The organism is Neorhizobium petrolearium, from assembly GCF_017873175.1.
GTDB classification, from domain to species: Bacteria; Pseudomonadota; Alphaproteobacteria; order Rhizobiales; family Rhizobiaceae; genus Neorhizobium; species Neorhizobium petrolearium.
Genome location: NZ_JAGGJW010000002.1, coordinates 294,272 through 320,520, shown reverse-complemented (window position 1 = coordinate 320,520; position 26,249 = coordinate 294,272). Strand labels below are relative to the sequence as shown.

19 protein-coding genes are annotated in these 26,249 nt (G+C 61.1%); 7 read left to right on the top strand and 12 right to left on the bottom strand.

Translation table 11 applies throughout. The features are described from left to right. The first annotated feature begins 12 nt into the window (after nt 1–12). Entirely contained in the window at nt 13–1,845 is a 1,833-nt protein-coding gene (locus tag J2046_RS05385; protein ID WP_210050100.1) for an ABC transporter ATP-binding protein, read from the top strand. Nucleotides 1,846–1,926: 81 nt separating this feature from the next. Here J2046_RS05385 and J2046_RS05380 read toward each other — a convergent pair whose 3' ends face one another. Next, nucleotides 1,927–2,964, bottom strand: a complete 1,038-nt coding sequence (locus tag J2046_RS05380) for a LacI family DNA-binding transcriptional regulator (RefSeq protein ID WP_210050099.1) — start codon at nt 2,962–2,964, stop codon at nt 1,927–1,929. Nucleotides 2,965–3,141: 177 nt separating this feature from the next. Between J2046_RS05380 and J2046_RS05375 the strand changes: the two genes are divergently transcribed. The 4 genes from J2046_RS05375 (at nt 3,142) to J2046_RS05360 (ending at nt 9,345) form a co-directional block, all read left to right on the top strand. Further along, on the top strand, nt 3,142–5,508 hold the full coding sequence (locus tag J2046_RS05375) for a CaiB/BaiF CoA transferase family protein (protein WP_210050098.1): 2,367 nt from the start codon (nt 3,142–3,144) through the stop codon (nt 5,506–5,508). A 3-nt stretch (nt 5,509–5,511) separates the two neighbouring features. Further along, nucleotides 5,512–6,342, top strand: a complete 831-nt coding sequence (locus J2046_RS05370) for a hotdog family protein (RefSeq protein ID WP_210050097.1) — start codon at nt 5,512–5,514, stop codon at nt 6,340–6,342. A gap of 264 nt (nt 6,343–6,606) precedes the next feature. Continuing rightward, complete coding sequence (locus J2046_RS05365; protein ID WP_210050096.1) at nt 6,607–7,719, top strand: mandelate racemase/muconate lactonizing enzyme family protein; 1,113 nt, start codon at nt 6,607–6,609, stop codon at nt 7,717–7,719. A gap of 30 nt (nt 7,720–7,749) precedes the next feature. Further along, entirely contained in the window at nt 7,750–9,345 is a 1,596-nt protein-coding gene (locus tag J2046_RS05360) for an ABC transporter substrate-binding protein (protein WP_210050095.1), read from the top strand. Between the two features lie 175 nt (nt 9,346–9,520). Here J2046_RS05360 and J2046_RS05355 read toward each other — a convergent pair whose 3' ends face one another. From J2046_RS05355 to J2046_RS05330, 6 genes are all read right to left on the bottom strand, one after another. Next, a complete protein-coding gene (locus tag J2046_RS05355; RefSeq protein WP_210050094.1) occupies nt 9,521–10,540 on the bottom strand; it encodes an ABC transporter ATP-binding protein in 1,020 nt (339 codons plus the stop codon). Continuing rightward, nucleotides 10,537–11,544, bottom strand: a complete 1,008-nt coding sequence (locus J2046_RS05350) for an ABC transporter ATP-binding protein (RefSeq protein ID WP_210050093.1) — start codon at nt 11,542–11,544, stop codon at nt 10,537–10,539. The genes J2046_RS05355 and J2046_RS05350 overlap by 4 nt, the downstream gene beginning before the upstream one ends. Then, complete coding sequence (locus tag J2046_RS05345) at nt 11,541–12,434, bottom strand: ABC transporter permease (RefSeq protein ID WP_210050091.1); 894 nt, start codon at nt 12,432–12,434, stop codon at nt 11,541–11,543. Before J2046_RS05345 ends, J2046_RS05350 begins: the two co-directional genes overlap by 4 nt. Beyond that, a complete protein-coding gene (locus J2046_RS05340) occupies nt 12,434–13,369 on the bottom strand; it encodes an ABC transporter permease (RefSeq protein WP_210050090.1) in 936 nt (311 codons plus the stop codon). The genes J2046_RS05345 and J2046_RS05340 overlap by 1 nt, the downstream gene beginning before the upstream one ends. Before the next feature lie 80 nt (nt 13,370–13,449). Further along, nucleotides 13,450–16,035, bottom strand: coding sequence for a hypothetical protein (locus J2046_RS05335; protein ID WP_210050088.1), 2,586 nt, complete (start codon nt 16,033–16,035; stop codon nt 13,450–13,452). A 172-nt stretch (nt 16,036–16,207) separates the two neighbouring features. Beyond that, a complete protein-coding gene (locus J2046_RS05330) occupies nt 16,208–17,827 on the bottom strand; it encodes an ABC transporter substrate-binding protein (RefSeq protein WP_210050087.1) in 1,620 nt (539 codons plus the stop codon). A 270-nt stretch (nt 17,828–18,097) separates the two neighbouring features. Here J2046_RS05330 and J2046_RS05325 point away from each other — a divergent pair, with 270 nt between their 5' ends. Together J2046_RS05325 and J2046_RS05320 are read left to right on the top strand one after the other, a co-directional pair. Beyond that, complete coding sequence (locus tag J2046_RS05325; RefSeq protein WP_210050085.1) at nt 18,098–19,198, top strand: LacI family DNA-binding transcriptional regulator; 1,101 nt, start codon at nt 18,098–18,100, stop codon at nt 19,196–19,198. A gap of 28 nt (nt 19,199–19,226) precedes the next feature. Further along, nucleotides 19,227–21,422 (top strand): alpha-amylase family protein, encoded by a 2,196-nt coding sequence (locus J2046_RS05320; RefSeq protein ID WP_210050084.1) that lies wholly within the window; start codon nt 19,227–19,229, stop codon nt 21,420–21,422. A 21-nt stretch (nt 21,423–21,443) separates the two neighbouring features. On the opposite strand, the gene J2046_RS05315 is transcribed toward J2046_RS05320, so the two are convergent. Genes J2046_RS05315 through J2046_RS05295 form a run of 5 tightly spaced genes read right to left on the bottom strand, consistent with a single transcriptional unit; the run spans nt 21,444 to nt 26,249 of the window. Further along, the gene (locus tag J2046_RS05315) at nt 21,444–22,214 is read right to left on the bottom strand and encodes a FadR/GntR family transcriptional regulator (protein WP_210050083.1); all 771 of its coding nucleotides are present in this window, start codon (nt 22,212–22,214) and stop codon (nt 21,444–21,446) included. A 9-nt stretch (nt 22,215–22,223) separates the two neighbouring features. Next, entirely contained in the window at nt 22,224–23,297 is a 1,074-nt protein-coding gene (locus tag J2046_RS05310) for a four-carbon acid sugar kinase family protein (protein ID WP_210050082.1), read from the bottom strand. Next, the gene (locus J2046_RS05305) at nt 23,297–24,286 is read right to left on the bottom strand and encodes an ABC transporter ATP-binding protein (protein ID WP_210050081.1); all 990 of its coding nucleotides are present in this window, start codon (nt 24,284–24,286) and stop codon (nt 23,297–23,299) included. Before J2046_RS05305 ends, J2046_RS05310 begins: the two co-directional genes overlap by 1 nt. Then, on the bottom strand, nt 24,286–25,293 hold the full coding sequence (locus J2046_RS05300; RefSeq protein WP_210050080.1) for an ABC transporter ATP-binding protein: 1,008 nt from the start codon (nt 25,291–25,293) through the stop codon (nt 24,286–24,288). The genes J2046_RS05305 and J2046_RS05300 overlap by 1 nt, the downstream gene beginning before the upstream one ends. After that, nucleotides 25,290–26,249 (bottom strand): ABC transporter permease, encoded by a 960-nt coding sequence (locus J2046_RS05295; protein ID WP_210050078.1) that lies wholly within the window; start codon nt 26,247–26,249, stop codon nt 25,290–25,292. Before J2046_RS05295 ends, J2046_RS05300 begins: the two co-directional genes overlap by 4 nt.

The window sequence follows — 26,249 nt, the reverse complement described above, 5'->3', positions numbered from 1 at the left end:
AAGAGAACGATCATGGCCACCTCGCAAGCGCAAGCCGTCCAATCCGATCAACCGGTGCTGTCCGTCCAGAACCTGACCACGTCGTTCAACGTGGACGGCGAATGGAAGCCGGTGGTGCGCAATGTCTCCTTCTCCGTTGCGCCGGGCGAGACGGTGGCGATCGTTGGGGAATCGGGCTCGGGCAAGAGCGTCACCTCGCTCTCGATCATGCGGCTCCTGCAGCCGGATTCAAGCCGCATCGAAGGCCGGATCATGCTCAGCGGACGCGACCTGCTGTCGCTTCCCGAACACGAGATGCGCAAGGTGCGCGGCAATGACGTCGCGATGATCTTCCAGGAGCCGATGACGAGCCTTAATCCGCTCTTCACCATCGGCGACCAGATTTCCGAGGCGCTGCTCTGCCACAAGGACATGTCCGCAGCGCAGGCGAAAGCCGAAACTATCCGGCTTCTGGAAAAGGTGCGCATCCCGTCGGCTGCTTCACGTTTCGACGAATATCCGCATCGTTTCTCCGGCGGCATGCGCCAGCGCGTGATGATCGCTATGGCCTTGGCGTCCAAGCCGAAGCTTCTGATCGCCGACGAACCGACCACAGCGCTCGATGTAACGATCCAGGGCCAGATCCTCGACCTCATCAAGATGTTGCAGGATGAGGAGGGCACGTCCGTCCTGTTCATTACCCATGACATGGGCGTGGTTGCCGAAATTGCTGACCGGACAGTCGTCATGTATCGCGGCGAGCAGGTCGAGACGGGCGCGACCGCGGACATCTTCCATCGCGGCAAGCATCCCTATACCCGCGCGCTGCTCTCCGCCGTGCCGGTGTTGGGTTCGATGGAAAAGTACCAGCGGCCGCTGCGTTTCCCGGTCGTCAATGCCGCAACCGGAGAGTCCGATGTGCCGGTCGAAGTGCCGGATACAGTCGCGAAGGGCAGGCCGATCCTTGAGGTGAAGGGCCTCACCAAGCGCTTTGACATCCATTCCGGACTGTTTGGGCGGCTGAGCGGCCGGGTCCATGCCGTCGAAGACGTCTCCTTCGATCTCTTCGCCGGCGAGACGCTGTCTCTGGTGGGCGAATCCGGCTGCGGCAAGTCGACAACCGGCCGGGCAATCATGCGGCTCATCGAGCCGGACGCAGGTTCGGTCACCGTCGAGGGCCGTGACCTGCTCGCGCTCGACAGACGGGAAATGCGCGAGATGCGCAAATCCGTGCAGATGATCTTCCAGGACCCGTTCGCCTCGCTCAATCCGCGCATGACTGTTGGCCAAGCCATCGCCGAACCCTATCTCGAACACAAGATGGGGACTTCGAAGGAAGCCAAAGAGGTCGTCGCTGACATGCTCGGCAAGGTGGGGCTGACCCCGGACATGGCAAGCCGCTACCCGCACGAATTTTCGGGTGGCCAGCGGCAGCGTATCTGTATCGCCCGTGCGTTGGCGCTTCAACCGAAGGTGATTGTCGCGGACGAAAGTGTTTCTGCGCTCGATGTGTCGATCAAGGCTCAGGTCATCAACCTGATGCTCGACCTGCAGCAGAGCCTCAACCTCGCCTTCCTGTTCATCTCCCATGACATGGCGGTGGTGGAACGCGTGAGCCACCGCGTTGCAGTCATGTATCTCGGTGAAATCGTCGAAATCGGCCCACGCTTCTCCGTTTTCGGCAATCCGCAGCACGATTATACGAAGAAGCTGATGGCTGCCGTTCCAGTGCCGGATCCCGACCGCCGGCGAGAGAAACGCATGGGCGCCAGCGATGAGTTGAAGAGCCCAATCCGGCCGGTCGATTACCTGACGAAGACGCGTGAATATCGCGCCGTCTCACCAGGCCACCTCGTGGCGGTCTGACGGGTAGACGGTTCATCTTCTCAGGATGCTCTCGCTGTGTCCTTGCAAAGCAGGTGTCCCGAAAGCATCGCACTATTTGCGTTAGGCTGGCGAGGCCGCCCCCATCGTCGAGCGGCGTTTGATAAGTTCGCCGGAAATCCTGCGAATGGTCGGCAGCTTGCCAGGCGCGCAGGAGCCGTCTTCGAGCATGGTTACCGTGACATCGACAAGCGTGTCGATCGGCTGGCGGAATGTCGTCAGGCTGTAATGCGGCCAGCCCGCCATGGCGATGTCGTCGAAGCCGGCAACCGCGATATCCTCCGGCACGCGTACGCCATTTTCCTGAAGTGCGTCGACACCGCCGACCGCGAGAATATCGTTGGCAAAAAAGATCGCGTCAGTCTCTCCGCGGGCCAGAATATCGAGCGCCGCGTTTCGCCCTGCATAATAGCTGTACTCGCCGCCATCGATCAGTGCAGACAGCGTCATGCCGTGCTCGGCGATGCGGGTGATAAAGGCGCTCTGACGCTCGCGGTTGGTGGTCGTGTGCGAAAGGCCCGCCACATAAGCGATACGGCGGCGCCCGATCTCGTGGAAATGATCGGCGATCGCCCTCGCGCCCTCGATATTGTCGCAGATCACGCAACTCAGTTCCGCATCTTCCGCGACGCGGTTGATCAGGATCGCCGCCCGATCCTCTGTTGCCCAACGCAGAGTCGGGCCGGACAGGATCGTCGCGGAAATGATAATGACCGCATCGACGTTATAGCGTCTGAGCGCTGAAAGCTGTTCCTCCAGATCGGCGCCCTTTGTGATGTTGAACATCAGACTCTGCAAGCCGATGCGCTGCAGCCCGCGTGAAAGTCTCTCGATAAGCGCCGGATAGAAAGGGTTCTGCATGTCCGAGATGACGATGCCGACGATGTTCGTCCGGCTCTTCGAAAGCATGCTGGCGATAGCATTGGGATGATAACCGACGTCTTCGGCATGGCGCAGGATTTTCGCCCGGAGTTGCGGTGCAATGCTCGCCCCGGGTGTGAAGGCGCGCGAAATGGCCGACTGGCTGACGCCGATCATCCGCGCGAGCTCGCGTGCCGTCATCGGCTTGCGCCGCACTTTTTCGCTGGTCGTATTATTCAATGCCGCACTCCCTGGCACCGTTGCAACCGTTGCGAGATTCTCCCTATCGCTTAATCAGCCTTCCTTCAATACGACGAATTGGAACAGAAGCCAATCTTGCATACGTATGCAATGCGCGCTACTTTTGTAATGGCAGGGGAGGAGACCCTGTCGGCAAGCGGATTGGTGGAGGCGCGGATGCCCACGGCATTGGACGGCCTGCGGGTCGTCGATTTCTCGGATAGCCTGGCAGGGCAGTATTGTGCACGCCTGCTGGCGGATTTCGGGGCGGACGTCACGCTGATAGAGCCTGTGGAAGGCTCTGCCATTCGCCGCATGCAGCCATTTTCGGTGACTGAGCCCAATCTGTCCTTGCATTTCTGGCACCTCAACGCTGGCAAGCGTTCCATCGTCGTCGACCGGGCGGATGCCGAACGGCGTGACGCGATGCTGGCTGCGGCGGACGTTGCGATTCTGCCGGAGGATTTCGATCCGCAGCGCGTGGAGCGACTGAATCCCGGCTGTATCGCAGCATCGGTCAGTGCCTTCGGGCGGGATGGACCGCTGGAGGATTGGCGAGGGCCGGAGATCGTCCTTCAGGCGCTGTCCGGCATGATGAACAACAACGGCGCCTATGGACACGAACCGCTTTATGGTGTCGGAAACCGCGCCTCTTACGCGGCAGGTTTGGCGACCTGCATCGGCATTCTCGTCGCCTTGCACGAGCGCCATTCCAGCAATCTCGGTCAGGTCGTCTCGGTCGATGCGGCGGAGACTGCTGCGGCCATGTGCTTCCCTTATGTGATGCGGCACATCTACAACGGCTCCATCCACACGCGGCAGGATCAGACGATCCCCGCGGGCCAGGTGAAATGTCGCGACGGCTGGGTCTGCATCTGGATCTACAATCATCGCTGGCATGCTGTCTGCACGGCGCTCGACCTGCCGCATCTGGAAAACGATCCGCGTTTTGCCGAGCCGGCTGTGCGCCGGGCGAATTGGGAAACCCTTTACGAGATCATTCAGGAAAAGGTTACGGATCAGTGCGCCGAGGAACTGGTGGAGCGGCTTCAGAAGGCGCAGGTCATCGCCGCGAAGGCTTACCGGCCGTCCGAGCAGTTGCAGAACGGCCATCTCAACGACCGGAATTACTGGGAAAAGGCAGATGGACGGCTGATCCTCGGCACGCCTTACCGGATGAGCGTTACGCCGCGCAAAGTCGCATCTGGCGCGCCGGCTCTCGGCGAGGCGAACGGTAAGATCGCCTGGACGCCCCCGGAACGGATACCACCTCGGCAATCGTCTCCGAGGCTACCGCTTGAAGGCCTGAGGGTCATCGAGATCACGACGGCCTGGGCCGGTCCCATGGCGGGTCGGGTGCTTGCCTATTTCGGCGCGCAGTCGATCCATGTGGAATCGCCGAACCGCGTGAATTCCTGGCGGCTCAACAGGGAGAAACCCAATCCGATCAACTTTCCAGATGGTGAAGCGGGCTCCCGACCCTTCGACCGCTCCTTCCTGTTCAACTCCCAGAACGTCAACAAGCTCTCGTGCATCCTGAACTTGAAGACGGAGGAAGGGCGCAAGACGCTTCGCCGTCTCGTAGCCGTCGCCGATGTACTGATCTGCAATTTCCGGCCGGGCACGCTCGCCAAGCTCGGGCTCGACTATGAGAGCCTGGCCGCGATCAAATCCGATATCATTGTCGCGGAATTGCCGGCCTTCGGAGGCAGAGGACCGATGTCGAGCTATGCGGCGCTCGGGCCAACGATGGAAATGGCGACGGGCATGTCGGCAATGATGGGCTATCCTGGCGGCCAGCCGGAAAATAGCGGCCCTTCCTATCTCGATCCGATCGGCGGCTTCAATGCCGCCGCCGCCATCCTGATGGCGCTTTATCATCGCGACCGGACAGGTGAAGGCCAGTATATCGAGGTGCCGCAGGTGGAGGCGGCCATGCAGTTCATCGGCGCCGAGCTTCTGCTTGCCGCGGAAACCGGAGGCGACCCGCCACCGGATGGGAACCGGGTTCTGCACATGGCGCCGCATGACGCCTTCCCTGCGCGAGGCGAGGATCAATGGGTGGTCATTGCCGCGGAGGACCACAGACAGTGGGTTGCCCTTTGCGCGGCCATGGGCCGGCCCGAGCTTGCCTCCGATCCGCGCTTCTCTGATCTTGCCGCTCGCAAGCGTAACGAGGCGGAGTTGACCTCCATCATCTGCGAATGGACGGCGATCCGGGACAAGCATGCTGTCGCAAGGCTTCTGCAATATGCCGGCGTGGCGGCCGCTCCTGTCGCAAACGCAGCCGATGTCGCGGCGAGCACCTATCTTGCCTATCGCGGGTTCTTCACCGAACTCGATCATCCCGATGCGGGGCGACATCGCCATCCCGGCCTGCCCATTCATTTGAGCCGTACGCCCGGAAGCCAGCGCCGCGCCGCGCCGCAATTCGGTGGCCATAATCAGCATGTGCTTCGGCACATATTAGCCTTTTCGGCCTGCGACATCGATCGCATTTCCAAGAGCGATGCGATGGCGGCCGTACCTTTCCCGGACGGTTGAAGCATGAATTCATCTCCCGTCTTTCCACGAGAACTGGCCGTTAACATCCGGCTCGACGATGACCCGCGCTACAAAGGGTCGATCCATGACGACGCGGTGGCGAGATCACGCGGCTACAAGGCAGCACTCGTTCCAGGCGCCTTCGTTTACGGCCATATCAGCCGTCTCGCGCTTCACGCCTGGGCCGAGGATTGGATGATCCGCGGCGGCATGGGCGTGCGCTTCCGCCGACCGGTCTATAACGGCGACCGTCTGGTGATGCGCGCAGGTTCTCTTCAATATAAAGGCAGGATATGCCGGGCGGAGGTCTCGGTTATGAATGAGGATGGTGACGAGGTTGCCGCCGGCTGGATCGGATTGCCGGAGGAGTCGCCGGACCTGCCGGATCTGTCAAGGTTTGCCGCCGTTGTAAGGCCTGAGATTCCTCCACCGGTTGAGGCGGGAGACCTCAGCCGGGGCATGCCTCTCACCACGGCCAACCGGATCCTGACGGATGCTGATTTTAAGGCTTCCCTGCGCGCCTTCGGGGAGGCCGATCCTTTCTACGAGCGGGAGGCGGTCGTTCATTCGGGATGCCTGATGCGACTTGCCATGGGCGATACGAACAACAGCTTCAGGTTTCCCACTCCGGTGGTCCTGACGGGGATCGAGACACAGCATTTCGCTCAGGCGAGGCCGGGGCAGCGGCTTGCCGTTGTCGGTGCGGTCGCAGGAGCCTATCTCCGCAAAGGCAAGCATTATCTCGAAAGCGAGGAATTCATGCTGGCGGATGGAAAGCTGGTCGCACGATTTCTCCGAACCCAGATCTATGCCTTTGAGCAGGTGTCTTCGTGATCATCATCAGGCGCCGCCCTTCATTCCGCTTTTTTGCAGATGGTGCTTGCATACGGATGCAAACTGCGCAATGCTGTTAATACGGAGGAATGTGGCGGCGACAGACCGATCACGGTGATCGATGCGGTCGGGAGGGTCGCGCGAGACTTCAGCACAGCATGTCATGCATCTAACTGTCTGCCGGGTGTTGCCGGGACAGTGCCAAAGGACTTTTCAACCCGCGCTCATGCGCGGGCGGTTTTGCTTTTTTATTGAGGATGCGCAGTGGGTACGCCGACGATCATTAAATCCGTAGAGGCTTTTCAGGTGATGTGGGAGCCGAACGAGCCGCCGGGTCGCCGCAGTGCGATCGTTCGGGTGACGACGGTCGACGGGATCGTCGGATATGGCGAGGCTTCGCCGATGATGGGCGGCGAGCATTCGCTCGGTGTGGTGCGGGACTTCGCGCCGTCCCTGGTCGGTGCGGATGCGCTGGACCAGGCGGTGCTCTATGACAGGCTTTTGCATAGATACGTGAAGCTCGGGCCGGAAGGCGCCGTGACCGGGGCGCTCGCTGCGCTTGACATTGCGCTCTGGGACATCAAGGGAAAGTACTTCAACCAGCCGATCTTCAAACTGCTCGGTGGCGGATGGCGCACCGAGGTGCCGTTCTACGCTTCGATCGGGGGCAATGCCGGGCGCACCGTCGATGAAGTCCTGCGTGTTGTCGAGGCACGCTGGAAGAAAGAGACGCCGGCCGCCATCAAGATCCGCTGGGATGGCGACCGTACCCGGCAGGACTATGACATCCCGGGCGATATCGCAAAGGCGAAAGCGGTTCGCAAGCTCGTCGGCGACGATTTCCCGCTCGCCTTTGATGCCAACAACCAATATTCGGTCGGTGGTGCGATCCGGGTCGGGCGGACCTTGGAGGAGCTCGGCTATATCTGGTTCGAAGAGCCGGTGCAGCACTATAACGTTCGTGCGATGGGGGAGGTCGCCCAGCGACTCGATATCACCGTTTCGGCGGCGGAGCAGACTTACACTACCCAAGCGCTCGTCGACATGATCAATGCCGGGGTCCGTATGGTGCAGCCGGATATCGTCAAGATGGGCGGCATTACCGGGCTCATGCAATGCGCCGCGATCTGCCATGCGCACGGGGTCGAGCTGGTGCCGCATCAGACGCAGCCGACCATCGCGCACGCGGCGAATCTGCATGTGCTCGCGACCATCATGCACCTCACCAAGCCCGCCGAGTTTGCCGATCCCTCGACCCGCATGCATGTGGCTTTCGAGAACCCGCCGATTCCAACTGACGGTAAATTCATGGTGCCGAACGGGCCGGGTCTCGGTCTGATGGTCCTTGATGCCGAATTGGAGAAACGGCGAGGCTGATAGACTCAAACTTGTCTTTGGGAGGAGATGATGAGCTTGAACAGAAGGGAATTTCTTGAACTGGCTGCCGCTGCCACGGCATTGAGCACAATGGGCGTCCGCGCAGCCAATGCCCAGGACACCGACGTCATCCGCATCGGGATTGCCGCAGGCGGGCCGCGTACCAGTGATCCGAACTTCACGACGCAAGGGTCCGACAATTGGGCGACGGAGCAGATGTACGAACAGCTCGTCCGTCCGGAAGACGGCGATTTCGCCACCTCGCCCGACAAATATGTGCCGACGCTCGCGACCGAATGGACATCTTCCCCGGACGCCAAAACCTGGAATTTCAAGCTTCGTCAGGGCGTGCAGTTCCACAAGGGGTATGGCGAGATGACGTCCGATGACGTCGTCTTTTCCTACAAGCGTGCAATTGCCGACGGCACCAACAGAACCATCATGTCGAACGTCGCGGACGTGGTCGCCAAGGGACCTTACGAGGTCGAAATCACGCTGAAGACACCCGACGTGAACCTGCTCGGCACCACGATCTTTTCCAACAATACTGTGATCGTTTCGAAGAAGGCCTTCGACAAGATCGGCGCTGAGAAGTTCATGACGGATGCGGTCGGCACCGGTCCCTACGAGCTCACCCGCTTTGACAGCGAATGGGGCGAGGCGATGAAGCGCCATGAGGGTTATTGGGGCAACAAGGCAAAGATTGCCAATGTCGAATGCGTCTTCATCGCCGACACCACGGCCCGCACATTGGCGCTGCTCTCCGGCAACGTGGATATGATCGAGGCCGTGCGTGCACCGGGCTGGGTGGATTCGATGCTGCAGCGTGACCCCACCCTGCAGTTCGACATGACGCAGCCGGGTTCGTTCAATACCCTGCATATCAATCTCAAGCGCAAGCCTTTTGACAACCTGAAGGTCCGTCAGGCGGTCATGTATGCGATCGACCGGCATGCGGTCGCCGAGGCGCTGAAGCCGATGGGTGGCTTCATGGCCGGCCTGCAGCCGGATTTCTTCCCGGCTGGCTTCAAGACCGAGGATCTGCCGCCGGAACTGCAATACAAGTACGATCCGGAAAAGGCCAAGGCCCTGTTGGCGGAAGCAGGTTTTCCCGACGGCTTCGATTTCGACAGCAATTGCAGCCAGCGCGAGGATTATTCCTCAACCATGCTCATCGTACAGGAGCAGTTGCGTGCCGTCGGTCTGCGCATGAACCTCAAAATCGGCGACCACACGGCCTATCACGCCGACAATCGCAGCGACAAGAACACGCTCGCGATGCACTCTTCGAGCTATCCGCCGATCCCGACGCAGCTTTATTTCCAGCAGCTTTCGTCGAAATCGGAAGTAAAGCCGGACGGCAAGGGTGGCGGCGCCTACAGCCATTACGGCGTGGCGATGCCGGGTATCGACGATCTGCTCAACCAGGCCCTGCAAGCGACCGATTACAAGACCTATGTGGATCTCTGCAAAAAGATCGAGCTGCAGGTGCTCCGCGATCTGCCGTTGATCGGCCTGTCGACGCTGTCCTTCACCGTGGCGCGCAACAAACGCGTTGATCTCGGTTACCCAGTGAAGAGCGGCTATGCCCGCTGGCGCTTCCATCGCGCGACCAAAACGGCGTGATATAATTCTTCCAGCGCCTACTATCTATCCCTGTTGAGTGATCTTCGGGGATAGCCTTCTCCAGAAGGGTGCGTTCTCTTCTCGAAAAGCAGCTCCGACCTGACCCTATCGCGGACCCGCGAAGACCGGCGATGCGCGTACCTCGCCGGTCTTCGGACATTTCCTGTTGATTTTATCAGGCCGGAACCGCTTGAGATGACGTCGGCCGAGGGATCGGAAACGGCTTTGCAAAATGACAGGCCGCGAGCTGACCCGGCGCCACCTCGCGCAAGGGTGGCCGCTCGATGCCGCAGATATCCTGACGGATCGGACAACGGGTATGAAAACTGCACCCTGATGGGACGCGCTTGGGGCTTGGGACGTCTCCCTCCAAAATGATCCGCTTTCCCTTGCGGTCGGGATCCGGCTCTGGGGCCGCCGATAGAAGCGCCTGCGTATAGGGATGTTGAGGCATGCCGTAGATCTGCTTCTTCGGCCCGATCTCGACGATCCTGCCGAGATACATAACCGCAACCCGATCGGCAATATGGCGCACCACAGCGAGGTCATGGGCGATGAACAGGAACGAGAAGCCTTTTTGCTTCTGCAAGTCCTGCATCAGGTTGATGATCTGCGCCTGCACGGAAACGTCGAGGGCGGAAACGGGTTCGTCGGCCACGATAAAGCTCGGATCGACGGCGATGGCGCGGGCGATGCCGATGCGCTGGCGCTGGCCGCCGGAGAACTGGCGCGGATGCCTGTCCATGAAGCTTGGCGAAAGTCCGACCTGGGTCATGAGGTCGGCGACGCGTTCGCGCCGCTGGCGACCCGAGCGGACCAAGCCAAACACGTCGAGAGGTTCGGCGATGATCTGCGCGATCGTACGGCGAGGGCTGAGCGAGCCGTAAGGGTCCTGGAAGATCATCTGCAGGTGGCGGCGCATGTCTCGCATGCGCGCAGCGGGCAGGTCAGTCAGTTCAGTATTCTCGAAATAGACCTTGCCCGCGGTTGCATCGATCAACCGCAACAAGAGCCGCCCGAGCGTGGATTTGCCACAGCCGGACTCGCCCACGAGTGCCAACGTCTCGCTGCGATTGATCTCGAAAGAGCAGCCGTCGACGGCCCGCACCTCGTCAGCCTGTTTCGCAAGGCTGAGCCGCATGCCGGAGCCGAATGTCTTGCCGAGGTCGTTGACGCGAATGATGGGATCGGTCATTGCAGGGCTGCCTCCTTCTCTTTGGCATCCGCCTGGCTGGCCGTCACCCAGCATGCCGCCCGCTGATCAGGGCCGAAAGAGAACATGGGCGGCATTTTGTTCATGCATTTTTCGATGCGCAGCGAGCAGCGCTCGTAGAAAGGACAGCCCTTTTTGACCGATCCGGCTAGCGGCACCGACCCAGGGATCTGATAGAGGCGGTCGCGGTCGTCATCGAGCCGCGGGATCGATTGCAGAAGCCCGCGTGTATAAGGGTGCTGCGGGGTGCGGAAGATCGAGCGGATGTCTGCTTCCTCTACAACACGGCCGGCATACATGACGACGACGCGCTCGCAAACGTCGGCGATGACGCCGAGATCGTGTGAAATCAGCAGCACGGCGGTGTTCAGCGTGCGGCGCAGCTTGTGCATCAGGTCGAGGACCTGGGCCTGGATCGTGACGTCGAGGGCCGTTGTCGGCTCGTCCGCGATCAGCAGTTTCGGGTTGCAGGCGAGCGCCATGGCGATCATCACGCGCTGGCGCATGCCGCCTGAGAACTGATGTGGATAAGCGTCGAGCCGGCCCGCCGGGTCGGGAATGCCGACGAGGCGCAGCATCTCGATGACGCGCGCGCGCCTTTCCTCGCCCGTCATCGCCTCATGCAGTTTGATCGCCTCGCCGATCTGGTCCCCGATCGTCATGACGGGATTGAGCGAACTCATCGGCTCCTGAAATATCATGGCGATGTCGCGGCCCCGGATGTCGGGCATTTTCGAGCGCGGCAGCTCGAGAAGGTTCACGCCGTTGAACTCGATGCGTCCCTGCACGATGCGTCCGGGCGGTTCGGAAATCAGCCGCAGGATGGAGAGCGAGGTGATCGACTTGCCGGAACCGGACTCACCGACGATCCCCACCGCTCCGCCGGCGGTAATCTCGAAGCTTACGCCATCGACGACCCGGATCGGATTGGCTTTCGGTCCAAACTCGACAGCGAGGTTATCTACTTTCAGAAGCGGTACCGTCATTCCGATATCTCCGGATCGAGCACGTCTCGCACCGCATCACCCAGGAGGTTGAACGAAAGGACAACACAGGTGATGGCGAAGCCGGCCCCGATGATCGGCCAGGGCGAGCCGAAGAGATTGTTGAGGCCATCGCGGATGATGTTGCCCCAGCTCGGATTCGGCGGCTGCGTGCCGATGCCGAGGAAGCTCAGCGACGCTTCGAGGCGGATGGCCGAGGCGACCCAGAGCGTCATCAGCACGACGATCGGTGCGGCGATATTGGGGATCACGTGGCGGAAGATGATGACCGGTGTCCGCACGCCGACTGCGATGGCTGCCTCCACATAGGGTTCCTGCTTGACTGCAAGCGTCGAAGCGCGCGCCACGCGGGCAAAGCCCGGAACGAAGGCGACCGTGATTACGGCGATGACATTCCAGAAGCCGCCGCCCAGCACCGCCGCGATCATGATGGCGAGCAGCAATTCGGGGAAGGCGAGGAGCAGGTCAATCAGGCGGGAAATGATGCGGTCTATGATACCGCCGAAATACCCGGCAACCACGCCAAGCACCGTACCGCAGATCGCCGCCAGCACCGGCGAGATGAGGCCGAAGATCAACGAATTCCGCGAACCGTAGATCATCCTCGACAGGACGTCGCGCCCAAACTGGTCGGTGCCGAGCCAATTGTCGGCGGAAGGCAGCCGGTTGATCTTGAGGATGCTCTGGGCGAGTGGATCATAAGGTGCGAGAAGCGGCGCGAAGACCGCGACGAACACGAAGATTACGACGACCGCAAATGCGAACATCGTCGATGTGCGCGAGAAGAGCTCGTAGCCAAGCCGGCTCAGCGCCCTCGGTTCCGGTGCGAGGGAAGGGGACGGTAGTTCGGAATGTTCGATGCTGACAGCCATCACTGCACCCGAATTCTGGGATCGACGACGATATAGACGAGGTCCATCATGAGGTTGATGAGCACGACGAACATCGCGAAAATCACGACGCCGCCCTGGATGACTGCATAATCGCGTTCCGAGATGGCGCTGATGAGCAGCTTGCCAATGCCCGGGCGATTGAACACCAGTTCGATTGCCACCGATCCCGACAAAGTGGCGAGCGTGCTGAGGCCGATCCCGGTGGTGAGCGGCAGCAGGGCATTGCGCAGCCCGTGCCGGTAGATGACCCTGGGTTCCCTTGCGCCCTTGGCCCGCGCCGTGCGGATGTAATCCTTGCCGAAGACTTCCAGCAGGGACGTTCGCGTGAGCCGCCCTATGAAGGCCGCCTTGACCAATGCCAGCGTGACGGCCGGCAGGAAGACGTGATGCATCCGGTCGAGAAAACCCTCCCCGCCGCCATTGATGGGAAAAAGCCCGAGGTTCAGCGAGAAGGTGATGAGAAGCAGGGCTCCCAGGTAAAAATCCGGCACCGCATAGCCGAGCAGTGAGAAGCCGCGCACCGCACTGTCGGCGGCCTTGTTACGATGGGTCGCCGCCAGCACGCCGAGCGGAATACCAGAGCCGACGCCCAGAATCATGGCGACGATAGTCAATTCGATCGTGTAGGGCAGGTTATAGCCGATCAGCCGCAGCACCGATTGATTGTTCATCAGCGACGTGCCGAAATCGAGCGTCAGCATGCCCCAGACGAAGTCGATGTATTGCTGCCAAAGAGGCGCGTTCAGGCCCATACGCTCGCGGAAAATTTCGAGCTGTTCCGGCGTCGCCATATCTCCGAGCGCCGCGATCGCCGGATCGCCCGGCAGAATGCGCATCGCGATGAAGACGAGGGTCAGAACCAGCAGGACTGTGGGAACGGCATCCGCCAATCTCAACAGAAGATATCGCGCCATGGTGTTTTCCTCCTCCCTGGTCGCGGTGTCCGTTTTGCCTCCTCGCAGCACGGGCAGGCTATCCTTGCGCAATCACCTGCCTACTGCCAGCCTCTCTCCTGCAAGGACGTCAAATAAGGCTCGTTGGCGAGGTTCGGCTGCAATCCCGGCGATAAGAAATTTCGTCCGTTGCGCTCAAAGCTGACGAAATACTGCAAGTGATACTTCGAGCGTGTGTAGTCGCCCGGGATGGCAGCGACGAAGTTATCCTCCCACCGCCTCATCGGCAGAGATATCCAGCGCTCAGCCTGATTGACGTGCCGGTAGTGGAGGAGGGGCTCACCATCGGCCTCTCCGGCGAAGCGGATCACGAAATCTTCGCCCGGTTTGAAGGTTGGGGCACCATGCACGGAGGACGCGCTTGATGAGACGGGTCGGCGTGCTTCCAGCGCCGCGATCGTGGCTGCCACCGCTGGTTCGGCCCTGACGCTTTCATAAGAGCCGCCGCCACGGAGCGATTCCAGATCGGCCAGTTCCGCACGCATTTCCGGTAGTCGCGAATGCCACGAGCCACGCAGCCAGGACTGTGGGCCGTAGGTAAGGTCATCCATGTAGAGATCACGGGAAGTGTCGGCGATCTTTTCCCAGGCCATCAGCGAGCGGTTCGCATGGTCGATGACACGATCCATTAGCGTCGTGACCTTGGTTGCGACGAAGAGCTCGGCCCAGCATGCCGCCCGGAAGCGTTCAGCGAAGAAGCGTGCCAGCCCTGCGCAGATCTGGATGTCGACGATCATCCGCTGCACGGCGATGTTGCCGAAACTTTTGGTGCCGGTCGCCTTGAGGACTGCGCTCTCGCAACCATGCGCCATCTCGTCCAGCCAGTCGGCGACATCGAGCGGGGTATAGCGGTGCGATGCCTTTCCGTTGAGCAGCAATTCAATGTATTCACGCGCATTGGCAAAGAGTGCGGGATCGAAGGTCGGAGCGTTACCGAAGCGGACCGGTCCCTCCATATCAAAGCCATAGGCTCTCCGTCCCGAACCGTCGATCAGGGCGAGGTTGGTGTAGACCTCCGGCCAATAGTGGTTGTTGGATGCCGACGGGCCATGCGCCAGTGTGACCAGCGGCAGGACCCGACTCGCCCATGACAGCCCCTTTTCGCAGGCCTCTGCTGTATCGCCGCAGGTCTTGGTGAGGTAGCGCATCCAGCTTTCGCGTGGCGCATCCGGGTTATAAAGCAACCGCCCCCAGATGCGGTACTGATAGTCGTATTTCTGCCAGTCGTAACGGGTGGCAAGGCCCTGTTTCTGGTAGTTGAAGCGCCCACCCGGGATGCCGGTTCCCATACGCCCCTTGAAGCCCAAAGGTTCACACCATTCGACTCCGTCGGAGCCGGCAAACATGGAACTGCGTCCGTAGCCTGCGGCAAACTCTGGATCTCCCCAGAGAAGCACACGCTGCGTGCCTGGCCAGATGCGGTAAATGACCTTGTAGTCCTTGTCCGCGGTCAAGAGATCGCCATAGGAATACCGCAGGAACTTTCGCGAGCCCTCGCTCAACTGCTCTCGCGCGCTCCGTGCGAATTCCGGCGGATATTCCTTGTCGCGGATGGCCGACTGGTGATAGGGCGGGCCCATGTGCTCAGCCAGATATTTCGGCGAGGCCGCGATCGGCATGCCGCTGGCGCGGGCGATCCCGATCATCCTGTGGTCGAGGCCCTTGCCGTGCATGTCGATTTCGATCGGACGGCCGGCGGCGGCAACGCCGGCGAAAGCTTCTTCCCAGAAGCCGTATTCGCCCTCGGCGATGCCGCCCTCCACATGGACACGGAAGGTAAGCCCGGTAATTTCGGGCACTTCCTTCAGAAGCGTCGTGATAGCCTCGCGACAATAGGGGGCGAGATTGTCTTTGGTTATGCCCGTGACGGTGTAATTGGCGCGCGGCACGTCATCGAAGTCGTATCGTTGGGTCCAGAGCGCAAGCTGGAATTCGAGCCCTCGCTTGGCAGCCTCCTGGCCGATGAACTTCAGCATTTCCAGGTTCAGCTCACGCTCGTCGTCCGGCAGTTCCTCGACCCTCACGTCATGGCCGGGCAGGTTAAGCAGGTAGGGATAGGGGAAATAGAAATAGACGTCGGTAATCCATGGATTGTGGTAGGGGTAGTTGTAACCAAAACCGAGCGCGAGCGAAAAACGGTTGAAGCGGTTGGCTGCAAGCATCGACAGGTATTCGCGCCATTGCTGGCGGTCGTAGAACCAGACCTTGTCTTCCTGCTCACTGCAAAACAGCCGGCTCATGCTTCGGACGCGGGCAGATGGTTGCTCGACAAGCGGGAAAGTGCCTTCGAATAGATCTTGGCCTGGTGCGAAGCGCACCCGATCGGCTAATTCCGTCAGCGCGAAGACCAGTCCGCGCGTATCGGAACCCCAGGCGGTGATGATGTCGCCCTGCCGGACGAGCGCGAAGCTTTCCGGCGTTTCAGGCAGTTCCACAGGCAGTTCTCGAGTGCTGGGCAGGCCGGCTCCGAAGACATTGATAACGATACCGGACTGCGCCGCATCGGCGATCCTGGCCTCCACGTTCCGGCGCGCGAGCACATTTTGCAGTTCGGCCGCGGCCCAGCGAACCGGCGGGGCGGTATCCGTCCCCGGGAGAACAATGGTGACCGAAGCCGATGCAGTCATAACGTCATTCCTCTAAAACAGGCTCGAATTCACCGCTTTCTCGGAGCACTCTTGGGTGAGGCGTCGCGGCTCGCCGTCTTCCGGCGGATGAATTCACTAAATCGGACATAGACGCGGCCGGCCGGGACTGTGCCCCGGCGGGCCTGTTTCGTTTAGCGATCGGCTTTGCCGGTCAGTTGATCTTCGCCTTGGTCAGCCGCCAGTGGGCGTAGCCCGACTTGAGTTCGTAGCCGAGATCGACATTGGCAGCCCGGACGACCAGATAGCCGTTGTCGCTGATCGGCAGGAGCGGCATGTCGGTCAGGAACTTGACCTCGATGTCCTGGACCAGCTTGACGCGTTTCTCCAGATCAGGCTCCTCCATCGCCTTCTTCAGCATGTCGTCGATGCCGGGGATGGCGACGCCATAGTGGCTGAAATTGGGGCCGCCGGAACCATCTGATTTGACTTCGGCAGCAGCACTCAATTGCTCGATGATCGCCTGCGTGGGGACAGGCGGATAAGCCGCCGAGCGCTGGAAGATCGTGTTGGTGCCTTTCTGCTGATCGGCGTGGAAGGCGGTGTGGTCCTTGATGTTCAGCTTCATGTCGATCCCGCCGGCACGAAGCTGTTCCTGGACGATCAGCATTACCGAGGAATAATCCTCGCGCTGCGAGGTGTCGGCGTTGAACGAGAACCCGTTCGGATGACTGGCCTCGGTCAGCAGTGCCTTCGCCCTCTCCGGATCGTAGTCATAACGAACCTCTGCAGGGATGGTCTTCGCTGTGAACCCTCCCAGATAGGCAGGCGGATTCAGGCCATAGGTCCGCTGGCTGACCGGAGCCATGGCGTTGGCGATCTCGTCGCGATTGATCAGATAGGCAATTGCCTGCCGGACGCGCACGTCGTCGAAGGGCTTCACTGTCAGGTTGAACGAGATGGTGAAGAAACTCCCTGGGGAGGCGACGTCGAAATGCAGGTTCGCATTTCGCTGCTGAATCGAGGGCACCCAGCCCGGCGCACGCACGCCTTCGATCATGTGGACGTCACCCGAAAGCAGCGCCAAGGTCCGGGCCGTTGTATCCGCGATATAGCGGACCTGGAGATTGGGGGTGACGGGTGCCCCGCCGAAATAGTCCTTGTTGGCGGTGAGCTTCACGCCCTGCGAGGGATCGCTTTCGACGCTCGCGAGCTGGTAAGGTCCGGTGCCGATCGGGTCCTTTTCGAAAGCGGCTGCACCTTTTTCCTCAAGTGCCTTGCGCGAAATGATGCTGGATGAATAGTGGCTGAGCGGCCCCATGATGAACAGCGGATCGGGCTGGTTCAGCGTGAATATGACCGTGTTGACACCGTCCACTTTGACGTCGGCGATATTGTCAAACAGGACGCGATTGCCGCCCAGAGCCTTGTCGTTGCGCAGGCGGTCGAAGGTGTATTTCACGTCGTCCGACGTGAGGTCGCCATAGCCTTTGTGAAACTTCACGCCCTGGCGAAGCTGGAACGTCCATGTCTTCGCATCCGGCGTCATCGACCAGCTGGTTGCAAGGCTCGGCTGAACTTCGGCGACACTACCCGGAAAATGCCCGAGCGGCACTTCCACAAGCTTGTCGAAGATATGGATGATGGCCCATTCGTCGGCACCCTGGATCGATTTGGCCGGATCGATAGTGCGGACGCCGCGGGCGGCAAAGGCCAGCCGCAACGTATCTGTTGCTCCCTGTGCGAGAGCGTTCGGACCAAGGCTGGTCGCGATGCCTGCGCCGGCAATGGTTGCGGCCGTGCGGCTCATGAACATGCGTCGAGATATTGCCATGCCACTCCTCCCCTGGGCTTTACCGACTCCGTGTCGCCTCCACGGCACAAGACGGTTGACGAACAACTCACGCTAATGGTAGCGCTACCATAAACAGATCGTCAAGCGCTGGAAGTCGATTTTTTGAATTGGGGGGCGAACGCTTTGGTTGGACGAGGGCGTAAATGGATTAACTGCGGCAACGTGGATATCATCGTGGCGTGCTGCGGACGCACGCGGCGCCACCTTGCCGCCGTGATGCGAGCGGGTGGCCATTTCATGGAGCCTTGAATGTCTAAACGCCGTACGGACGGTAGACCCACGATAGCCGATGTTGCCCAGCGTGCTGGGGTAGGGGCGATTACCGTATCTCGCGCTTTGCGGGACCCTTCCCTGGTGTCGGACATGCTGCGTGAGAAGATCGATACTGCCGTCCGCGAACTCGGGTATGTTCCCAATCTCGCCGCCCGGACCCTGGCATCCACCCGCAGCGACGTGGTGGGCGTCCTCGTGCCCTCGCTGACGCAGCATATTTTCGCCGATGTCTTGCGCGGCATCTATGACGGGATCGGCCAGACGAGGCTGCACATCCAGGTCGGCAACACGCGCTACGATCTCGACGAAGAGGATCGGCTGCTTGCCGAACTTTTGCGACACAAGCCGGCCGGCCTGATCGTTTCAGGGGTCGACCAGAGCGCTGCCGGCCGCCGGATGCTGGAAAAGGCGAATTGCCCTGTCATCCAGATCATGGATCTCACCGACAATCCGGTGAACAAGATCATCGGCTTCTCCCATCACGACGCCGGCAAGGCGATGACGCAACATCTGATCGAAGCCGGATATCGCCGCATCGGATTCCTGAGCGGCTGGATGAACAGCCGCTCCAAGGGACGGTTGTCGGGATATGTCGAGGCTTTGGAGGAGGCGGGGCTATATGATCCGCGGCTGATCAACCCTGCCGGTGATCTCGAAGCACTGGCCTTGCGTGGCAGTTGGGACAGACATCAGTATTCAACACCCTCCATGGGACGGCAGTTGCTCGCTGATCTCTGGAAAGCGGCGCCGGATATGGATGCCGTTTTCTGCAACAATGACGTTCTGGCGCTGGGCGCTCTCTTCGAATGCCAGGCCCGGGGCGTGGCAGTCCCCCGCCAATTCGGCATAGCAGGATTCAATGACGAGGATTTCATGGAGGCGGCTTCTCCCTCCCTGTCGAGTGTCCGGACCCATCGTTGGAAGGTCGGACATGACGCCGTAATCGCCTTGCGTCGACAGTTGGACGGCGAGCCGGACGATGAACGGGTTGTCGATGTCGGCTTCGATGTCATGAAGCGTGCGAGCACCGATCGCATGGGAAAGCCCGCGCAACCAAGGGATGCCGCGGCTGAATGAAGAAGTCGGCAAACTGAGGGAGGAAAGAATGGCTGAAGAACCCTGGTACAGGACAACGAAGCGTTGGGGGCAGACCAATCTGGTCGAGATCGACCCGGCTCGCTACGATGCCGCGTGGTGGCGCGCGCATTGGCGCAAGACGCGTATCCAGGGGGTCATCGTCAATTCCGGTGGGATCGTTGCCTACTATCCCTCGCGCTTTCCGTTGCATCACCGGGCTCATACGCTGGGCGAGCGTGATCTCTATGGAGAAATCGTCAAGGAGGCCCGGGAGGAGGGGCTTAAGGTTATCGCCCGGATGGACTCCAATCGGGTTGCCGAGGATTTCTATCGTGCCCATCCGGATTGGATCTGCGTTGACGCGACCGGCAAACCCTATCGGCAGGCGGACAAGTACATTACCTGCATCAATTCTCCTTATTATTCGGAATATCTGCCGGAGATCATGCGTGAGATCATCAAGCGCAGTTATCCAGACGGGTTTGCCGACAACAGCTGGGCAGGAATTCCGCGCAAGAATATCTGTTATTGCGGGTACTGCGCCGATCAATTCCGGGAATATTCCGGAGTCGATCTACCCTCCGGCCATGACTGGTCCGACGAGCGCTATCGACGCTGGATCCGCTGGAACTACAAGCGCCGGACAGAACTCTGGGAATTCAACAATTCCGTCACCATGCAGGCAGGCGGCGAGCATTGCCGTTGGATGGGCATGATCAGCGGAGACGTGCTCAACAATGGCAACCGGTTCATAGACCTCAAATCCATACTGACGCGCACCGAAATTGTCATGCTCGACCATCAGCGTCGCAATGCCGTCGACGGCTTTGCGGACAATACGGAAGCCGGCAAGCGGCTGCACGAAGTGGGGGGATGGGATAAGCTCATCCCGGAAAGCATGCCGCAATACCAGCTTGGCAGCCCCGCCTTTCGGCTTGCGAGCATGCCTGCGGCCGAAGTGCGGCTATGGTCTTCCTCCGGGTTTGCCGGAGGCATCCAGCCGTGGTGGCACCATATCGGCTCGTCGCATGAGGATCGTCGCCAGTACAACAGCGCGGAGCCGATCTTCTGCTGGCATGAAGCCAATGAAGACATTCTGGTCGACCGCAAGCCATTGGCCGATGTCGGTATCATCTGGTCGCAGGACAACTACGATTTCCACGGCCAGGACAAGGCCAACGATCGCACGATGAACCCCTACAGAGGGGTAATCCGTGCTCTCGACCGCGCCGGGATTTCTTATCTGCCCGTTCATGCCGACGACATCAGCCGTGCCGTAGGCCGTTTCGGAATTCTCATTCTGCCCAATCTCGGCGTCATGTCTGATGCGCAGGCCGAGGCGGTGAAAATATTCGCAAAGTCCGGCGGATCGGTCGTTGCGACGTCCGAGACCAGTCTTTACGGGCCATCCGGTGACCCGCGGGAGGATTTCGCGCTAAACGACCTTTTTGGTGTCCACTACCAGGGCAAATCGCATGGCGGGCGGGAACTTGCCAACCCGGACATCGAGGTGAGCGCTCGCCACACCTATATTCGGCTCGATCCAGAACTGCGCGCCGGCCTCTACGGCCCAAGAGACGCGACCGCTCCCTTGGCCACTGGACAGCGTCATGCGCTGTTTGCCGGTCTTGAAGGGACGGACACCGTTCCGTTCGGCGGGTTTCTGCCGGTCGTGGAGGTGGATGACGACGTTGCGGTCCTTGCAACATTTGTCCACGAATTTCCGATCTACCCGCCGGAAACCGCATGGATGCGGCGGCCGCATTCGGACCTGCCGGTCATCACCGCCCGCGAAACTGCATCAGGAGGAAAGCTCATCTGGCTTGTCGGCGATCTCGACCGATGCTTTGCCCGTGACGAACATCCGGAGCATGCGCTAATCATCACCAATGCCGTTCGGTGGGCTCTTGGTGAAAAGCTCCTGGTGTCGCTCGAAAGCGCGCATGGCCTCATCACTCCCACGCTCTATGAGCAGGATGGCCGATATATTCTGCATCTCAACAGCCGGCTGGCTACCGCCAAAGTGCCGGGACGACAGAGCGACCTCGTTCCGATCGGTCCGGTCACAGTCCGGCTACGCATTCCCTTCAGGGAAGCTTCCTGCCAGGTGCAATTGCGTGTCAGTTCGTGTGGCGTTGCGGCCAAACTTGAGGGAACAGAGCTCGTTTTCGAGGTCCCGCAAATCCTGGACCATGAAGTCGCCGTCATCGAATTCCGCTCTTGACGGAAGGTCCCCCTGCCAGGTTCAAAACGAGAGGTCGAGTACACGACCTTCGAACAGGCGGTCGCGTGAGCCCTCAAGGTGTTTGCGCATCAGGTCGCGCGCATCCTCGGCGCGGCCGTCGGCGACGGCACGGAAGATTGCCTGGTGTTCCTCGTAGACCTGCTGCAGGCCGGGGCGCGGGCCCATGAGCGACAGGCCGTGCAGGTGCATGCCGACGGCGATATGCGCTTTCAACGCTTCCATGGAGGCCGTGTAGAAATGATTGTTGGCCGCCTCGGTGACCGCTCTGTGGAAGTTGAAATCCGCCTCCACCCTGTGAAGCTGGTGGCTCGTTGCTTCACGGAGCTCTTCGAGTGCCGCGGCGATCTTGTCGATTGCGGCCTTGTCGCGTCGCTGTGCGGCGAAGAAGGCAGCAGCCGGCTCGATCGTCAGGCGGAATTCATAGCAGCGCTGGATGTCGGCGATCGATTTGACCGGCGAATAGGCGAGATGCGCGGCTCCCGAAGCCTGGGCGCTGACGAAGGTTCCGGCGCCCTGGCGGGAGTAGATGAGCCCCTGATCGCGAAGGCGGCTCAAGGCATCGCGGACGACCGGCCGGGAGACGCCGAGCATGGCTGCCAGTTCGTGCTCGCCGGGCAAACGTGAGTCCGGTGCATAGTTGCCGGTGCGGATGCGTTCCAGAAGCTGGTCGAAGACGCGGTCGACGAGTTTCACGGAGCGGCCGCGTTCCGATTTCACGCTCGCCGTTACTCGCGGTTCTCTTTGTGCACTCTCAGTCAGTCGATCTGCCATTCTTGCCCATCATCCGGCCTGCCGCGTTTCGGGCGCCGTTTCAATCGCTTGTATCAGAGATTCCCGCGTACCGAAGCCCCCGGACTTTACCGCAACCCGGATGTGCCGGCCATTTTTCAGCAGGATTTCGCACCAAGGAATACCCGGCTCGATCTCACCCTTCGGAAACAGCACGCCGGCTTCCAGAGCCCGCAGCAGCGCGTAGGCCGTGTCGCCGCCGCCGGTGACCACCGTGTCGGGCATCAAGGCTTCGATCGCGGCTTTGATAGTTTCTGCAAATCGGCTTGCGACGGTCGCGCTGTCCTCGACGATTTCGCCGGAACAGCGGATTAGCGCCGGCAATCCGGTTTCAGGTGGAGCTGCAAGGGCACCCGCGGGTGCATCGATCACCGAGTGGAGCAGCCGGCATTCCGCCAGAGCCGTCATCTGCGCCATGGTGATCGGATCGCGGGAGCCGATCGCAAACAAAGTCGCGGCGGAGGTGCGGAAAGGTGTGGAGTTCGTGTCCGGTTTACGAAGCCTCCGCGCGAGCGCCAGGCCAAGGCCCCGCGTTCCGACCGCCACCGTGTCGCTCCAGTCATGGCTTGCGAGAACGCGGTCAAGGTCACCGTCGGTCTCGGCATCGGCGATGACGAGGTCCGCGCCGGGGCCGGCAAAGAGGGGCAATATCGGGATAGGTTTGTCGACGCCGCGACCGACGACCGCTCCGCCGCGGGTGAAACGTTGCTGGTCGGGAATGGCGGGCGCGACGACGACCTTGCGATAACCGAAGACCTTTGCAAGCGCTTTGCTTTCGACGGTGATATTTCCTTTCAGGCGTGAATCGATCTTCTTGAAGAGAAAGGCGGGTTCGGCCACGGCGATTGCCGCTGCCGCAAGTCCGATACGCGCTTCCGCTTCCTCCGGAGGCAGGGCACGAGAGGCGGTGTTGACCACCAGCACGTCCGGATTGCTTCGCAATGCGGTCGGAATGCCCTCTATGTCGGTTGCCACCGCGACGACGAGTCCCGCCGCCGCGAAGGGCGTGCCCGTATCGAGCGCGCCCGTCAGATCGTCGGCGATGATCGCGACTTGAATAGCCATCAGCTCAAGTCCGAATTGATCGCGTGGCAGGCCACGAGATGGCCGGGCCGGGCCGCCTTCCATTCCGGCACGACCTTGGAGCAGACCTCCATGGCGATCGGGCAGCGCGTATGGAAGCGGCAGCCGGAGGGCGGATTGAGCGGGCTCGGCACATCGCCCTGCAGGATCTGGCGCTTGCGATTTCGTTCGCGCTCCGGATCGGTTTCCGGCACGGCGGAAAGCAGCGCCTTGGTATAGGGATGCAGGGGGGTCTGAAACAGCGCATCGCGTGGTGCGAGTTCTGCCAATCGGCCAAGATACATGACCCCGACACGGGTCGAAATGTGCCGAACCACCGCAAGATCATGGGCGATGAAGAGATAGGTCAGGCGGTATTTCTCCTGCAGGTCGAGCAGCAGGTTGATGATCTGCGCCTGGATCGATACGTCGAGCGCCGAGATCGCCTCGTCGCAGACGATGAATTTCGGCTGACAGGCAAGCGCCCTCGCAATCACCACGCGCTGGCGCTGACCGCCGGAAAGTTCGTGCGGATAACGGGATGCGAAGCGGGCGGGCAGGCCGACATCGGAGAGCAATGTGGCAATACGGTCCTTGAGCTCCGTCTTTGTCGCAAGTTTGTGGAAGAGGATCGGTTCTCCGACCGCTTCGCCGACCGTCATGCGTGGATTGAGCGTCGAATAGGGGTCCTGGAAAACGATCTGCAAATCGCGGCGGAAGGGCCGCATGTGCTTCTCGTCGAGCCGGGTCAGGTCCTGGCCCTTATAGATGACCTTGCCGCCGCTGGCGCGATGCAGGTTCAGGATGGTGAAGCCGGTCGTCGACTTGCCGCAGCCGGATTCGCCGACCAACGACAGCGTCTCACCCTCCTGAATGTCGAGGCTGACGTCATCCAGCGCATAGACGGTGGCGGCTTTCTCGCCGAAGGCGCCCAGCCGCACGTGGAAGTGCTTCACCAGGTTTTCGACGCGGAGCAGGGGTTCGGCACTCATCATGCAGCCTTCAATACTTTGTTGACGGCAAAACAGGCGGCGCGATGGCTGCCGCCGGAGGAAATCGGCTCGAGCTTCGGCACGTCCCGTTGACATATGTCCATGGCAAGCGGGCAGCGCGGCGCAAAGGGACAGCCGGCAGGGCGCCGGCCGGGCTCCGGTGGCGTGCCGCCGATCGAACTCAGCCGCGCGGCCGGAGCGTCGGAAAGCGTCGGGATCGAGGCGAGCAGGCCGCGGGTATAGGGGTGGCTCGGATTGGCGTAAAGCTCGTCGACCGGTGCGTCCTCAACCACGGTTCCGGCATAAAGCACCACAACGCGATCGGCCAAACCGGCGATCAGTGCAAGGTCATGGGTGATCCAGACGACCGACATGCCGAGCTTGTTGCGCAGATCCTTCACCAGATCGACGATCTGGGCCTGGATCGTCACATCGAGTGCGGTGGTCGGCTCGTCGGCAATCAACAGCTTCGGCTCGCAGGCAAGCCCGATCGCGATCATCACACGTTGGCGCATGCCACCGGAAAGCTCGTGCGGATAGGCGTTCAGCCGCTCCTCCGGCCCCGGAATGCCGACGAGGCGCAAGAGCTCCACTGCCCGCTTGCGGGCATCCGTCTTCGCCATCTTGCGATGATAGATCAGCGGCTCGCAAAGCTGGTCGCCGATCCGCATCACCGGGTTGAGGGAGGTCATGGGGTCCTGGAAGACGAAACCGATATCGCCGCCGCGCACCTTGCGCAGTTCCCGGGTCGGCATCGTTTGCAGGTCGCGGCCGTCGAAACGGGCCGTGCCCTTGCTGACACGGATCTTGTTCGGCAGAAGCCGCATCAGGCTCAACATGGTGAGGCTTTTGCCGCAGCCGGATTCGCCGACAATGCCGAGCGTTTCTCCTCTGCCGACATGCAAGTCGATCCCGTCGACGACGACGGCGGGGCCACGACGGCCGTCGATTTCGACGGTCAGTCCTTTGACATCGAGAAGAGGGGGTTCTGAAATCCGAGCGGTCACTTCGTACCTCGCGGGTTGAGAGCGTCATTCAGGCCGTCGCCAAGGAAGGAGAAGGCGACAGAGGCGAGGCCGAGCACGGCGGCGGGGGCGGCAAGCAGGTGCGGATAATGCTGCCAGACGCGCAGGCCGTCGGCGATCATGTTGCCCCAGCTCGGCGTCGGCGGGTTCACGCCGACACCCAGGAAGGAGAAGGCGCTTTCGAGCACCATGGCCGTGCCGAGGCCGGCGCTGACCGAGACGATCAGTGGACCGAGCGCGTTCGGCACCACGTAGCGCGTCATGATGATGCGGTTCGACAGTCCGAGTGCCATGGCGGCGGTAATGTAGGGGCGGCTGCGGATCGACAGCACCTGGGCGCGGACAAGACGCGCATAGGGAGGCCACGAGATCAGCGCCATGGACCCGAAGACGAGGAGGAAATCGATCCAGATCGTCTCACGGTAGAAGGGATTGAGGGTCGCCATGTATTGCGCTTCCATCCAGCGGGCAATCGGCGTTTTCAGGGAGGCATTGATGACGACGACCAGAAGCAGGTTCGGCACGGACATGGTCATGTCGGTCAGCCACATGATGAGGCGGTCATAGGGATCGCCGAAGAAGCCGGCGATTGCGCCGAGGGTCGTACCGATGGCGAGTGCGATCACCGTGACCACGATCGCAACGAGGAAGGCGGTGCGGGTGCCGTAGACGACACGGCTGAAGACATCGCGGCCTAGGTCGTCGGTACCGAAAAGATGGGCGAACGACGGCGCCTGATTGCGGGCCGCAAGGTCCTGGCTCAAGAAGTCGTAGGGCGTCAGATACGGGCCGAAGATAGCGGCAAAGGCGAGCAGCAGGACGATGCCGAGGCCGAAGATCGCCAGCTTGTTGCGTTTCAGCCGGTGCCAGGCATCCCGCCACAGGCTGACCGGCGGCTCCTCGTCGGCCATCGCCGGATTGGTCTGAACGAGCGTCAT